Below are 13,087 nucleotides of genomic sequence, written 5' to 3'. Positions count from 1 at the left end.
GTGGCCCCATGCTCGATGACATCGAAGTCTCCGAATTGATCAGGTCGCCCGGGATCAAGTGGGCGCGGGCCGGCGGCGCGATCCCGGCATGGATCGCCGACATGGACTTCCCGGTGCCCACGCCGGTGCGGGACGCGATCGCCGGCGCCGACCTCTGCTATCCGCCGTGGGAGGACGACCCACAGGAGAACCCGTTGATCGGCGCGTACGTCCGGCGGACCGCCGGGAAATGGGGGCACCGGCCGGATCCGGGCGCGATCCGGCTCTTCACCGACATGATCCACGCGCTGGAGGCGATCCTGTGGGTGGCGACCGAGCCGGGTGACGCGATCGCCGTGCACACCCCCGGATATCCACCGTTCCTGGCCGCGGTCGAGCGGATGGGCCGCCGCCTGGTCCCGATCCCGATGGTCGACGGCGGTTCCCGCTGGACGTTCGACATCGACCGGCGGGCGCTCGCCGGGTGCCGGGCGCTGATCCTGGTGAACCCGCAGAACCCGACCGGGCGGGTGTTCAGCCGGGACGAGCTGTCCGCGCTGGCCGCGGTCGCCGACACCCACGACCTGCTGGTGATCGCCGACGAGATCCACTCGGAACTGACCTACGAACCGCACCGGCACCTGGCGTTCGCCCCGTTCGCGCCGGACCGGACGATCACCCTGGCGTCGGCGAGCAAGGCGTTCAACCTGGCCGGGCTGCGGTGCGCGGTCGCCGACGTGGCGGTCCCCCGGGTCCGGGCGGCGCTCGACGCCCTGCCCGAACGGCTGCTAGGTCAGCCCGGCACCACGGGTGTGCTGGGCACCCTGGCCGCCTGGGAACACGGCGAGCCGTGGCTGGCCGAGGTCCGCGCCCTGCTGGCCCGCAACCGTGACCTGGTGGCCGCCGCCTTCCCCGGCCAGCACGTGCCGGAGGCGACCTACCTGGCCTGGCTGCGGATCGACGCCCCGGACGGCGCCGGCGTGAAACTGAGCCCGGGGCCGTCGTTCGGACCGGGCGGCGACGGATTCGCCCGGCTCAACTTCGCCACCTCCCGCCCGGTCCTGGACGAGATCCTGCGGCGGCTCACCAGGCGATAGGACCATCCTCGTCGAAGAACGCGCCGGTCGGGCCGCCGTCCGGCAGGGTCGCCAGGCGCACCGCGGCGACGGCGCCCTCGGCCGGGGTGCGGTGGCCGCGGTGCCCGTTCAGGTCGGTCTTGACGAACCCCGGGCAGGCCATGTTGATCAGGATGCCGGTGTCCCGCAGGGCCTTCGCGTACTGCACGGTGACCGCGTTCAGGAAGGTCTTGGACGGGGCGTAGGCCATCGACAGCGGCCCGGTCGTGTCACCCGGCTCGTTCTGCCGGGTCAGCGAACCCACCGAACTGGACATGTTGACGATCCGCGGGGAGGCCGAACGGCGCAGCAGCGGCAGCATCGTGTCGGTGACCCGGATGACGCCGAGCACGTTGGTCTCCATCACGGTCCGGACGACGTCCAGGTCGGTCTCGGTGGGCGCCTGCGCCCAGCCACCGGTGATCGCGGCGTTGTTGATCAGCACGTCGAGGCGGCCGGCCCGCTCGCCGATCAGGGCGGCCGCGGCGGTGACACTGGCGTCGTCGGTGACGTCGAGCGGGACCTCGAACGCGTCGACACCGGCCGCCCGCAGGTCCCGCACCGCGGCCGCCCGGCGGGTGTCGTCGCGGGCGCCGATCCCGACCGTCCAGCCGAGCCCGCCGAGTGCGGTGGCGATGGCGTGTCCGATGCCCTTGTTAGCGCCGGTGACCAGCGCAATGGTGTTGTTGTCGGTCATGCCGTCGATCCTGGCCGGGTCAAGAGCGAAGACCAACACCACTTGGGTACGGACCCATACCGTACGGGTATCGAAGCGGCGTTACCGTTGCCGGTGTGGAGACGCGGGAGTTGCGCTACTTCGTGGCGGTCGCCGAGGAACTGCACTTCGGCCGGGCCGCCCTGCGCCTGGGGATCGCCCAGCCGCCGCTGTCCCGGGCGATCCGGCAGCTGGAGCACCGGCTCGGCGTGACCCTGCTGGAGCGCACCAGCCGGGCGGTGGCGCTGACCGAGGCCGGCGCCGTGCTGCTGGACGAGGGCCGGGCGGCGCTGGACGCGATGGCGGCCGCCGAACGGCGTACCCGGCGGGCGTCGAGTCCCGGGGCACCGGGCCTGGTCCTGGTGTCGAAGGCGGGCGCGGCCGGTGAGGTGCTGGCGAAACTGCTGGACGCCTACGCCGCCGAGCCGGACGCGGTGCCGGTCGAGGTGATGCTGTGCGGGATCCGCGAGCAGGAGCCGGCCCTGCGTGACGGGCGGGCCGACGTGGCGCTGCTGCACCTGCCGTTCGACTCGGTGGCCGGTTTCGACACCGAGGAGATCGCCACCGAACGGCAGGCGGTGATACTGCCGGCCGGGCATCCGCTCAGTGTCCGGGAGTCGATGACGGTCGCCGAGGCGCTGAGCATCCCGGGGCTGCCGCCGGCCCGCTGGCCGCTCGGCGACGGCAGCTATCCGGACGGGCCGGGCCCGGAGATCCACGACCACGCCCAGCTGCTGCAACTGGTGGCGCTGGGCCGGACCGCGGTGATCCTGCCGGAGTCGGTCCGGTCCCTGGTCACCGGGCTGGCCGCGGTGCCGGTGCCGGACGCCCCGCGGGTCACCACGGTGGTCGCCTGGCCCCCGCACAGCCGGTCCCGGGCGTTGGCTAGTCTCGTGCGGACCGCGACGCGACTGTAGGCAACACTTAGCATACGGTTGCTGATCTATCACTATGCGTGGAAAATTCCGGACAAGACGTGCCATTGGATTCGTCCTTTTGAGACACTGCCGGGCATGCCAACGACGGATCTTCATCTGGTCGTCGACATCGCCGCATGGTGGATCACCGCGGTGTACGAGTCCGGGGATGTGCTGCGGCCCGTGCTCTTCGACGGACGGGCACGACTACCCAGCGGGGTCTTCGACGACTCCGGCACCTGGACCGCCGGGCGTGACGCCCTGACCGACGGCCTGCGACATCCGGAGTCGTACCGCCCCGACCCGATGACCCTGCTCCGCCACGGCGGGCCGGTCGAGGCGGTCGCCGCGATCCTGGCCCACGTCGCCGCGACAGCCGACGGCCGGGTGGGTGCGCTGACCGTGATCACCGCGCACGCCTGGGAGCCACCGGCCCGGCACCGGCTGGAGAACGCCGCCGCCCTGGCCCGGCTGCCCCGCCCCCGGGTGGTCAGCACCGCCGCCGCGGCCGCCGCGCTGACCGGTGCCGACCTGACCATGGTGTGCGTCTCCGGCACCGCCTGGCCGGAACTGACCCTGGTCGACGCCCGGGACGGCTACCGCCATCTGGGCACCACCGCGGTCCGGGCACCGGGGGTGCCGGCCGTCGACGAGGCCCTGCTCCGGGTCGCCGCGACCCGGGCCGGCACCGATGCCGACCCGGACAACTGGCAGGTCAGCCGGGAGGTCGAACAGGCCCGGGCGTTCCTCGCGGTGCAGCCCCGGGCGTCGATGCTGCTGCCCGAGCCGCACGGGGCGGTCGAGTTGAACCGGGCCGATCTGGCCGCGGCGACGGCCGTGCACCTGACGTGCCTCGCCGACGCGGCCAAGCAGCTGCTCGCCGACACCGGCACCGATCCGGCGCAGGTCGGCGCGGTGGTGCTGGTCGGTGAGGACGCCGGCCAGGTCGGCACGGCGCTGACCGAGGCCGCGCTGACCCCGGCCGTCACGGTGCGCGACTCGCACGCCCTGCTGCGCAGCGCGGCCGGCACCCGATCGCCGGGCCGCCCGTCCTGGCGGCTCTGGAACCGGCGGCGGCTGTGACCCCCTACTGGAAGACGATGGTGTGGTTGCCGTGCCGGATGACCCGGTCCTCGGCGTGCCACAGCACCGCCCGGGACAGCACCGCCCGCTCCACGTCGGCGCCCTGACGGCGCAGCTCGACGACGGAGTGGGCGTGGTTCACCCGGACCACGTCCTGCTCGATGATCGGGCCCTCGTCCAGGTCCTCGGTCACGTAGTGGGCGGTCGCCCCGACGAGCTTCACCCCTCGCTGCGCGGCTTTGGCGTACGGGTCGGCGCCGATGAACGCGGGCAGGAAACTGTGGTGGATGTTGATGATCGGCACACCGACCCGCTCGATGAACTCACCGGACAGGATCTGCATGTAGCGGGCCAGCACGACGAAGTCGACGTTGCCGGTGAGCAGCTGCAGGTGCTGGGCCTCGGCGGCGGACTTGTCCTTACCCTGTGACGGCACGTGGAAGAACGGGATGCCGAACGAGCGCACCTCGTCCGCGGTGGTCGCGTGGTTGGAGATCACCATCGAGATGTTGATCGGCAGCTCGCCGCGCCGGTGCCGCCACAGCAGGTCGAGCAGGCAGTGGTCGGCCTTGGAGGCGAAGATCGCCACCCGCTTCGGGACCGACAGGTCCCGGATCTGCCACTCCAGCTCGAAGTCGCCGGACAGCTCGGTCCGCAGGTCGGCCTCGATCGCCGGGAGCGCCGCCCGCAGGCCGGCCCGGCCGAAGACGGTGCGCTGGAAGAAGGCGCCGCCGTGCGGGTTGTCCGAGTACTGGTCCAGCGAGACGATGTTGGCCCCGTGCCGCCCGAGCACCGCGCTGATGGCCGCGACGATCCCGGTCCGGTCCCGTCCGTGCACGATGAGCACCGCCTGGTCGGCGGCGGGCTGCACCGAATGCTGGTCGGGGGCGTTCTGGGTCAAAGTCACGGCGGTGCGTCCTTCCGAAGCCTCGAGAAACCACTGAGTCTAGAAAGCCAACCAGATCCCGGGACCGGGTGGATCACCTCGTGAGATAACCCTCGGCCTTGGTGACCACGTCGTCGACCGCGGCGCGCGGGTCGGCGCCCAGGCTGGCGATGGCGACGAGCGCGGCGAAGGCCACGTCGGCCAACTCCTTCACCACATCGTCGGTGGTGTGGGTCACACCCTTACGGGGGTTCTGGCCGAGCACGCCGATCCAGGCCTGTGCCGCCTCCCCCGCCTCCTCGCTGATCTTCATGATCCGGCAGGTGAGTTCGAGCGGGTCGCTGCCGTTCCGCTCGTCGAGGAACTCGCGCCAACGGGCGGCTGCTTCCCAGACCTTGTCGTCCATACGTGCGAAACCAATCTCGTAGGGTGTCCGGGTGCGGCGAACAACCACCCCGACGGCACCGATCGTGCCGGACGACCTGCAGGCGGCCGAGGCCGGGATCGACTCCGAGGAGTTCTACGAGAAACGGCTGTTCGACTCCGCCGACCTGATCGGGGCGTTCGCCCAGGACACCGAGTTCGCGCAGTGCCGGTTCCGGGCGTCCCGGCTGGCCGGGGCGGTGCTGCCGAAGGTGCGGCTCACCGACTGCCTGGTCGACGGCTCCGACTGGTCCAACACCCGGGCCGAGAACGGCACGATGGAACGGCTCGCGTTCACCGGCTGCAAGATGACGGGGCTGGCCTTCAACGGTGGCCTCCTGCGGAGCGTGACGTTCACGGATTGCAAGGTCGACCTGACCAACTGGCGGTTCGGGCGATTCGACACGGTCGTGCTGACCGGCTGCAACCTGACCGGCGCCGACTTCACCAACACCGATCTGCGCGGGGCCTCGTTCGTCGACTGCGACCTGACCGGCGCCCAGTTCAACAACGCGACCATGCGCGGGGCCCGGTTCCAGCGCTGCGAGCTGTCCGGCATCGGCGGCATCACCAGCTGGGAGGGTGCGATCGTGCACCCCGACGACCTTCTCGGCCTGTCGTACGCGCTGGCCGGAGCCCTCGGCATCGTGGTGAAAAGCTAGGCCAGTCCTGCTTCCCGGGCCAGGATGGCGGCCTGGACCCGGGACGAGCAGCCCAGTTTCGACAGGACCCGGGAGACGTGGGTCTTCGCGGTCGCCTCGGTGATGGTCAGCTCGGCGGCCAGCGCGGCGTTGGAGAGCCCGCGCCCGAGGGCGGCGAGCACGTCGCGTTCCCGCTGGGTGAGGCCGGTCAGGGCGGGTGGCGCCGGCGGGACGGCCGGGATCGCCACGAACGCGGTCAGCAGACGCCGGGTCACCTCGGGGGCCAGGAAACCGTCCCCGGCGGCGACCCGGCGGACCGCGTCCACCAGGGCGGCCGGCTCCACCGACTTGAGCAGGAAACCGGCGGCACCGGCCCGTAACGCCCCGAACAGGTACTCGTCCAGGTCGAACGTGGTCAGGATCAGCACGTCGGCGTACCCGGCCGTGGTGATCTCCCGGGTGGCGGTGATCCCGTCGGTGCCGGGCATCCGGATGTCCATCAGCACCACGTCCGGGCGCAGCGCCGCGGCCTGGCGGACCGCGATCGCGCCGTCGGCGGCCTCACCGACCACCACGACGTCGGTGGCCTGCTCCAGCATCAGCCGCATCCCGGCCCGGATCGCGGCATGGTCGTCGGCGAGCAGGACCCGGATCATCGCGGCACCAGCGGCAGGCTCGCCTCGACCTTCCACAGGCCGGCACCCGGCCCGGCGGTCAGTTCCCCGCCCAGCAGGGTCGCGCGTTCGCGGATCGACCAGAGGCCGGTGCCGGCGCTCAGCACCTCGTGGTCCAGGGCGGTCGCGGCGGTCAGCGTATTGGTGACGGTCACCAGCACCCGGTCGCCGGTGGCCCGCACGTCCAGGGTCACGTGCGAACCGGGCGCGTGTTTGCCCGCGTTGGTCAGCGCCTCGCGCACGATGCCGTAGACGGTGTGCTCGACGACCGCGGGGGCGCCCGGGACCTCGCGGACGCGTACGTCCACCTGAAGTCCGGCCGCGGTCGCGGCCGCGACCAGATCGGGCAACCGGTCCAGGCCACCGGGCAGGGAGGGGTCCTCGGCGGCCCGCAGCAGCAGGATCATCGAACGCATCTCCTCCAGGGCGGCGAGGCTGCTGGTCCGGACCGCCCGCAGGGCGGCCCGGTCACGGTGGGTGTCCGGCGGCGCGGCCAGGGCGGCGCCGGAGTGCATGGCGGTGGTGGCCAGGTGGGCGGCGATCACGTCGTGCAGGTCGCGGGCCATCGTGGCACGTTCGGCGAGAACCGCCTCACGGGCCGAGCGCTCGGCGTCGAGCAGGCCGAGCTGCTGCTGCCTGCGGATGTTCGCGGCCCACCACAGCGGCACGAACAGCAGCGCGGTCAGCTGGAAGGCGATGAAGACGGCCATCCGGATCTCGCCGGCCGCCAGCCCGCCGACCACACCGGCCGTGCCGATCAGCACGAAGACCACGGTGGTGACGGCGTTGCGGGCACGGGCCGACCCGTACAGCCCGACCGCGAAGATCACGTCGAACATCACCAGGATCATCGCGATGCTGCCACCGAGCAGCAGATCCGCCGCGAACACCACGGTACCGGCGCCGAGCGCGGCCGTCGGGAACCGGCGCTTCACCAGGGTGAGCAGGCAGCCCACGGCCAGCAGGGCGGTGTGCCAGCCGTCGGCCAGACGGTCGAACGGCGGGAGCACCGGCAGTGCCGACCAGACGTCGGTCAGGCCGACCGCGTTCAGAACCGCGCCGCCCACGAGGATGCCGGCGGCGTTGGCGGCGTCCCGCACCAGCGCGCTGTCCCGCCATCGTTCCCGCAGATCCACCCGGTCATCCCATCACGCGCGCGGGGCCGGGCTCGTCCGCCGAAAGATGTACGTCCCGGTCGCGGGCACATCCTTCGGCCGACGCGCGCCCGCCCGGCCGCGGCCCATCGTGACGGGTATGGATGTCGCCCTACTCGCCTCACTGGCCGTGCTCGCCCTGATCGACTCGACAAGCTTCGGAACCCTGCTCATCCCGATCTGGCTGATGATCCACCCCGGCGCGGTCCGGCCCGGCAAAATCATGATCTTCCTGGGTACGGTGGCCGCCTTCTACTTCGCGGTCGGGGTGGCCGTGGCACTCGGCGCCGGGGCGCTGCTCCCGGCGATCACCCGCGTCCTGGACACCCGGCCCGCACAGTGGACGCTGCTGGTCATCGGGGTGGCCCTGTTCTTCTGGAGCTTCCGGCTCGGTTCCCACTCCGGTAAGGGACAGGCTGGTGCCGGGGGCCGTCTGTCCCGCTGGCGGCAGCGGGTGCTGGCCGAGGACGGCGGGACGGGCGCGCTGGCCGGGCTGGCCCTGGTGGCGGCGCTGATCGAGGTGTCCACGATGCTGCCCTACCTCGGGGCGATCGGCCTGGTCACCACCGCTGAACTGCCGGTGCCGCAGATCGTGCTGGTGATGGCCGGATACTGCCTCGTCATGATCGTCCCGGCGCTGGTGCTGATGCTGTTGCGGCTGGCCGGCGGGCGCCGTCTGGTGCCGGCGCTGACCCGGATCAGCGACTGGATGACCACCAGCGACACGGTGGCGTGGGTGGTCGGCATCGCCGGATTCCTGCTGGCCCGGGAAGCCGCCGCCAACCTCTACCTGATCGGCGCCTGAGGGGACAAATCGCCTTACTCTTTTTGATTCGGAGAGGACGGAATGCGTCACCGAATAGGCACCGAACGTCAGGTTTGAGAAGCTCCGTCCAACATATATATTCTGATCTTGAAGTTGCGGGCCCCGGACGCGGGAGAACCGTTGCCGCGCCGGCTCTGCATGCGAGTGTTGCAGCGCGGTTTCGTCCTGGCGTTTCCGGAGGTCACCGTGGGTTATTTCATCAGTCAATCACTGCTGTTCATCATCCTCGCGTTCATTCTGGGGGTGATTGTCGGAAGACTGTGGAAAAAGGCGCCCGAGAAGCCCACGGAACCACCGGTGGCCGACGACCCATTGGAACGGATCGAAGGTGTCGGCCCGGCCATGGCCAATGCGCTGCGGGCCGCCGGAATCCGCACCTTCACCCAGCTCGCGGAAAGCGACGACGACACCAAGCGCAACGCCATCAAGGCGGCCGGCCTGTCCTTCGCCCCGAGCATGGTCACCTGGAGCCGCCAGGCCCGCCTGCTGGCCGACGGCGACGAGGCGGCCTTCGCCATCCTGACCGCCCGCCTGATCGCCGGCCGCGACACCGACCAGCCCACCACCCGCCCGGCCCCGAAACCCGCTGCGCGCGCCGCCGGCCGCCCCACCGGTACGTCACCCACCGCGCCCACCTCCGGGGCGGCGCCCTCCACCGCGCCCACCTCCGAGACCACGCCCTCCACCGCGCCCACCTCCGGAACCACGTCCTCCACCGCGGCTACCTCTGGGGCTGCGCCCTCCACCCCGTCGCCGGTCCCCGCCCCGGCCGATCCGTCCTCCTGGTCTGCCATCCCTTCTCCTCCGGAGCCGAGCCGGCCGGACACGTCGTCGTCGGCCCGGTCCACCGATCCGGAAGCTCACGCTGCCGGACCGCGCACCATGGCCGGACCCGACGCCCTCAGCGCCGGCCCCGACTCCTTCAGCGTCGTCTCGGCTCCGGAGTCCGTTGTCGAGACGAGGACCGTCGCCGTTCTTGACCGGCCCGAGGCCGCCACGGTCACGGCCGACATCGTCCGGGCCGAAATCGCTCCGGAAAGTGACGTCAAGGAAAGCGACGTCAAGAAGAGCGAACCGGAAACCGTCGCGGGTTCCAAGAAGTCGGCGCAGAAGAAGAGCGACAGCAGGAAGAACGACGGTAAGAAGGGCGATCGTAAGAAGTCCGGGCGCGGTTCCGAGGCTTCGGCGCGATGACCACCACTGTTTCCCGGCGTCCGATCACGACACCGTTGTCGCGGCGGTGGATCGCCGTGCTGGCAGCCGTTCTCGGGCTGGCCGCGATCATCGCCGGTCAGCTCGGGCCCAACCGGTACCGGCTCGAGGACGATCTCGCTCAACGGGCCACCACCGCCCTGGCGCAGGCCGGTCAGCCACAGGCGAGTGTGTCGTTCGCCGGGCAGGACGGTCTTGTCACCGCCGGTTCACAGGCCGACGCCGACCGGGCCCGGGCCGTGGTCGCCGCGGTGCCCGGCGTCCGGACCGTCGAGACTCGCGTCATCACCCCGGGCCGGGCCACGCCGGCCACCGCACCGGAACAGGGCACTTCGGTCGCCGCCCCCGGACAGACCGCTACGGGAACCGAACCAGGGCAGACCCCGGCAGGCACCACACCAGGGCAGACCGCCGCAGGCACCGCGCCAGAGCAGGTCCCCTCGGGCACCCTGCCAGGGCAGACCGCCGCCGGCACCGCGCCGGGGCAGATTCCCGCGGGCAGCGTGCCGGGGCAGAGCGGGTCGGCGGATCAGGCTGCTGACGCTGAGCGGCGGGAGCGGTTGGCTGCGGCTGCTGAGGCGGCCCGGGCTCGGCTTGCGGTGCGGCAGAAGGCGTTGGCCGTACAGCAGCAATTGAATGATCTTGAGGCTTTGACCTTTGAGACCGATGGGGCCCGCCTGACCTCGGCGTCCCGTGCGGGATTGCGGGAGGTCGCGGCGCTGCTGGCGGCCAACCCGGAGATGGGGCTGCGGGTCGGCGGGCACACCGACTCGCGGGGGCCGGCGGCGACGAACCTGGCGCTGAGCCGGGAACGGGCCGATGCCGTGAAGGACGCCCTGGTCGAGTACGGGGTGGCCGCCGACCGGCTGACCGCCAAGGGGTACGGCGAAGCCCAGCCGGCGGTGCCCAACGACACCGCCGGGCACCGGGCCGAGAACCGCCGGGTGGAACTTTCCGTCTACAGCTGACTGATGTTCTCCGCCGTCCGGGACGCCAGCGCCATGATGGTGATCATGGGGTTGGTCCCGGACGGTGTCGGGAAGGCCGAGGCGTCGCCGATCCACACCCCGGGCGTGTCGTGCAGTTCGCCGCGCGGGTCGGCGACGCTGGTGGCCGGGTCGGCGCCCATCCGGCAACTGCCCATCTGATGTGCCGAGAAGAGCGTCGCGCCACCGGCCCCCAGCGGCACCTGACGGGCCCGGCCGATGTACGCCTCCAGGTCGTCGCCCCGGGTCCACGCCGGAATCCCCCGGGCGAACAGCTGGATCGCCCGGGCGCCGGCCGCGTGGTGCAACCGGATCTGCGACTCGATCGCCCGCTGCATGGTGCGGATGTCATGCTCGTCGGTGAGCGCGTAGTGGTGGACGGTCTCGCCCCGGCTGTCGAGAGTCACCCGGCCGTGGCCCCGGTCCCGGATCAGGCCGATGAACGAGCCGTTGTTGCGGTAACCGGCCATCGCCTCCTTGTGCCCGGCCGGGGTGATGAACGGCAGCGCCGACGCGCCCAGACCTGTTGCGTACTGCACGCTCTCGATCAGGAAACCGTCCTCGGCGAACTCGTCGACCAGACCGGACTGGGGTGCGCCCCACCAGGCCTGCAGATCCGTCCCGTAGTCACCCATGGTCACCGTGCACGGGTGCAGGCGCAGGTAGTCGCCGGTCGCCGGGCCGCCGATACCGGAGCGCAGCAGCACACCCGGTGACTCCAGGGCACCGGCCGCGACCACCACGACCGGGGCGCGCACGGTCACCGTTACGGTTCCGTTCTCGCCGGTCACGGTGCCTGTCACGCCGGCGGCCCGGCCGTTCTCGACGAGCACCCGATCGACCCGGCAGCCGTCGACGAAACGGGCGCCGTGCTCGCGGATCGCCGGTTCCAGGTAGACCTTGAGCGTCGACTGTTTCGCCCCGGACCGGTCACCGAAACCGAGGTATCCCGCGACCGCCGGGTCGTGCCGTTTCGCGTCCCAGTTCCGGAAGATCGTCGCGAACGACCAGCCCAGCGACGTGGCGCCGCGTTGCATCGCCTCGTGGACCCGGTTCAGCTCGGAACACTTGTCGGTGACGGAGAGTTCCCGCCACACCGTGTCCAGGTGCCTGTCGAACGTGTCGGCGGCCAGATCGGTGAGGCCGTGCTCGGTGGCCCACTCCCGGCGTACCCGATCCTTGGTCCTCAGGCAGTTGGTCCAGTTGATCACGGTGCCGCCGCCGAGTCCCGCGCCGGCCATCAGAGTCACGTTGGCGTCGGCGGTCGGGGTCGGGCCGCCACGCCAGTAGAAGTCCCGGTAGGCGTCGAGTTCCCGCTGGTGGAAGTCGCTGTCGGCACGGTAGCGGCCGGCTTCCAGGACCACCACGCGCGCTCCGGCGGCGGCCAGCCGGCCGGCGATCAACCCGCCTCCGGCGCCGGATCCGACCACCACGACGTCGGCGTCCAGGTCCAGGTCGCCGTCGATCTTCAAAGGATTGACGGTACGCCCGTCAGCGGGCATGTCGACCGGCCCCGGATAGCCGAGGGTGGTCCAGTTCGGGTTGCGCCCGTTCGGGTCGGTGATCCCGTAGGTGATCAACAGGATCAGGCTGGTCAGCGACCCGATCCCGGCCGCCGCCTCGGGCGAGGCCTGGGACAGTCCGGTGAGGATCTGCTCGCGGACCGCCTGCGGGGCCTGTGGTGTGAACCCCTGCGCGGCGAGCACGTCGAGCAGTCCGCCGATCGCCTGGCGCTGGTCGGCGGGCAGTCCCGCGAGCATCCCCGATACGCCGAGGTCAGCCCCGACATCGGTGGCGGTCCGGTGCCAGAATCCGTCGGCGTCGTCGGCCCGTTCGATCGAGGGCACCAGGGTGTCGCAGAGCAGCCGCAGAGTCTGCGTCTGCCCAGAAGAGAGAACATCGATCACGGTACGTTCCTCCTACCTCGGTGGAGAAGTATCGGTGGCCGTGCAAGCCCTCAATGTAAATCCAGAATCACAAACTTTCGACAACCCGGGGGGCTACGTCCCCAGTGTCCTGCCATCCGACGGCGCCGGAACACGCCCACCCGCAGGCCACCACCTACCGGACGGATCCGCCGACACGCCGACACGCCACAGATACACGTTCCGAGAACACGCCTGGAAGCGGCCTGAAGAGAGCGCCCCAGGAAGGCGTCCCGGGAAGACGTCCCAGGAAGATGTTGGAGGCACACTCCAGGAGCACCGCGCGGGAGGGCCTTTCGAGAGCCCCTCTCAGGAACGCGTCCCCAGTACACCCATGCCCACCGTGCCGTCTTCGTCGCCGCGAAGCCTGAAGTCGCCAGCCTTACAGGCCCGGGTATCAACCAGACCGCACGGCCGGAAATTCTCACCAATCACCAGCGCAGGCCGAGCCGCAAGACGAAGGCCGCAAAGAAGAAAAAACCTCGTGGTGCCCTCGAGGTATCCGCAACGGCGCAGCGCCCGCGCGGGGGACCGCAACGCGGCAACCGCGA

Annotated in this window: 14 protein-coding genes; 7 read left to right on the top strand and 7 right to left on the bottom strand. The window is 71.2% G+C overall.

Going from position 1 to position 13,087, the window contains the following annotated elements; all coding sequences use genetic code 11:
- The first annotated feature begins 8 nt into the window (after positions 1 to 8).
- A complete protein-coding gene (locus Aco03nite_RS30400; RefSeq protein WP_203800877.1) occupies positions 9 to 1,076 on the top strand; it encodes a MalY/PatB family protein in 1,068 nt (355 codons plus the stop codon).
- Here Aco03nite_RS30400 and Aco03nite_RS30395 read toward each other — a convergent pair.
- Positions 1,063 to 1,791 (bottom strand): SDR family oxidoreductase, encoded by a 729-nt coding sequence (locus tag Aco03nite_RS30395; protein WP_203800876.1) that lies wholly within the window; start codon positions 1,789 to 1,791, stop codon positions 1,063 to 1,065. The two genes, Aco03nite_RS30400 and Aco03nite_RS30395, sit on opposite strands and share 14 nt — an antisense overlap.
- A gap of 95 nt (positions 1,792 to 1,886) precedes the next feature.
- On the opposite strand from Aco03nite_RS30395, the gene Aco03nite_RS30390 reads away from it, so the two are divergent.
- Both Aco03nite_RS30390 and Aco03nite_RS30385 read left to right on the top strand, forming a co-directional pair.
- The gene (locus Aco03nite_RS30390; protein ID WP_203800875.1) at positions 1,887 to 2,726 is read left to right on the top strand and encodes a LysR family transcriptional regulator; all 840 of its coding nucleotides are present in this window, start codon (positions 1,887 to 1,889) and stop codon (positions 2,724 to 2,726) included.
- A gap of 96 nt (positions 2,727 to 2,822) precedes the next feature.
- Entirely contained in the window at positions 2,823 to 3,809 is a 987-nt protein-coding gene (locus Aco03nite_RS30385) for an Hsp70 family protein (protein WP_203800871.1), read from the top strand.
- A gap of 4 nt (positions 3,810 to 3,813) precedes the next feature.
- Here the strand turns inward: Aco03nite_RS30385 and purU are convergent, their stop codons facing one another.
- Both purU and Aco03nite_RS30375 read right to left on the bottom strand, forming a co-directional pair.
- Positions 3,814 to 4,716: a formyltetrahydrofolate deformylase gene (gene purU / locus Aco03nite_RS30380; RefSeq protein ID WP_203800869.1), complete on the bottom strand. Its 903-nt coding sequence runs from the start codon at positions 4,714 to 4,716 to the stop codon at positions 3,814 to 3,816.
- A gap of 73 nt (positions 4,717 to 4,789) precedes the next feature.
- Positions 4,790 to 5,101, bottom strand: a complete 312-nt coding sequence (locus Aco03nite_RS30375) for a MazG-like family protein (RefSeq protein WP_203800868.1) — start codon at positions 5,099 to 5,101, stop codon at positions 4,790 to 4,792.
- Positions 5,102 to 5,132: 31 nt separating this feature from the next.
- Between Aco03nite_RS30375 and Aco03nite_RS30370 the strand changes: the two genes are divergently transcribed.
- The gene (locus Aco03nite_RS30370; protein WP_203800867.1) at positions 5,133 to 5,780 is read left to right on the top strand and encodes a pentapeptide repeat-containing protein; all 648 of its coding nucleotides are present in this window, start codon (positions 5,133 to 5,135) and stop codon (positions 5,778 to 5,780) included.
- On the opposite strand, the gene Aco03nite_RS30365 is transcribed toward Aco03nite_RS30370, so the two are convergent.
- On the bottom strand, positions 5,777 to 6,415 hold the full coding sequence (locus Aco03nite_RS30365) for a response regulator (protein ID WP_203800866.1): 639 nt from the start codon (positions 6,413 to 6,415) through the stop codon (positions 5,777 to 5,779). The genes Aco03nite_RS30370 and Aco03nite_RS30365 overlap by 4 nt on opposite strands.
- Positions 6,412 to 7,569, bottom strand: a complete 1,158-nt coding sequence (locus tag Aco03nite_RS30360) for a sensor histidine kinase (RefSeq protein WP_203800865.1) — start codon at positions 7,567 to 7,569, stop codon at positions 6,412 to 6,414. Before Aco03nite_RS30360 ends, Aco03nite_RS30365 begins: the two co-directional genes overlap by 4 nt.
- A gap of 118 nt (positions 7,570 to 7,687) precedes the next feature.
- Between Aco03nite_RS30360 and Aco03nite_RS30355 the strand changes: the two genes are divergently transcribed.
- The 3 genes from Aco03nite_RS30355 to Aco03nite_RS30345 all read left to right on the top strand — a co-directional run bounded on the left by Aco03nite_RS30355 (position 7,688) and on the right by Aco03nite_RS30345 (position 10,593).
- Positions 7,688 to 8,392, top strand: a complete 705-nt coding sequence (locus Aco03nite_RS30355; RefSeq protein ID WP_203800864.1) for a GAP family protein — start codon at positions 7,688 to 7,690, stop codon at positions 8,390 to 8,392.
- A 108-nt stretch (positions 8,393 to 8,500) separates the two neighbouring features.
- Positions 8,501 to 9,607: a helix-hairpin-helix domain-containing protein gene (locus Aco03nite_RS30350; protein WP_203800862.1), complete on the top strand. Its 1,107-nt coding sequence runs from the start codon at positions 8,501 to 8,503 to the stop codon at positions 9,605 to 9,607.
- Positions 9,604 to 10,593, top strand: a complete 990-nt coding sequence (locus Aco03nite_RS30345) for an OmpA family protein (protein ID WP_203800860.1) — start codon at positions 9,604 to 9,606, stop codon at positions 10,591 to 10,593. Before Aco03nite_RS30350 ends, Aco03nite_RS30345 begins: the two co-directional genes overlap by 4 nt.
- On the opposite strand, the gene Aco03nite_RS30340 is transcribed toward Aco03nite_RS30345, so the two are convergent.
- Positions 10,584 to 12,518, bottom strand: coding sequence for a GMC family oxidoreductase N-terminal domain-containing protein (locus tag Aco03nite_RS30340; protein ID WP_203800858.1), 1,935 nt, complete (start codon positions 12,516 to 12,518; stop codon positions 10,584 to 10,586). The genes Aco03nite_RS30345 and Aco03nite_RS30340 overlap by 10 nt on opposite strands.
- A gap of 327 nt (positions 12,519 to 12,845) precedes the next feature.
- Positions 12,846 to 13,087, bottom strand: a 242-nt coding sequence (locus Aco03nite_RS30335; RefSeq protein WP_203800856.1) for a hypothetical protein, incomplete at its 5' end; no start/stop codon positions are given.

This window comes from Actinoplanes couchii, assembly GCF_016862075.1.
GTDB lineage: Bacteria > Actinomycetota > Actinomycetes > Mycobacteriales > Micromonosporaceae > Actinoplanes > Actinoplanes couchii.
Note: the sequence above shows the minus strand (reverse complement) of the source record. Positions and strands in the feature narration are given on the sequence as shown.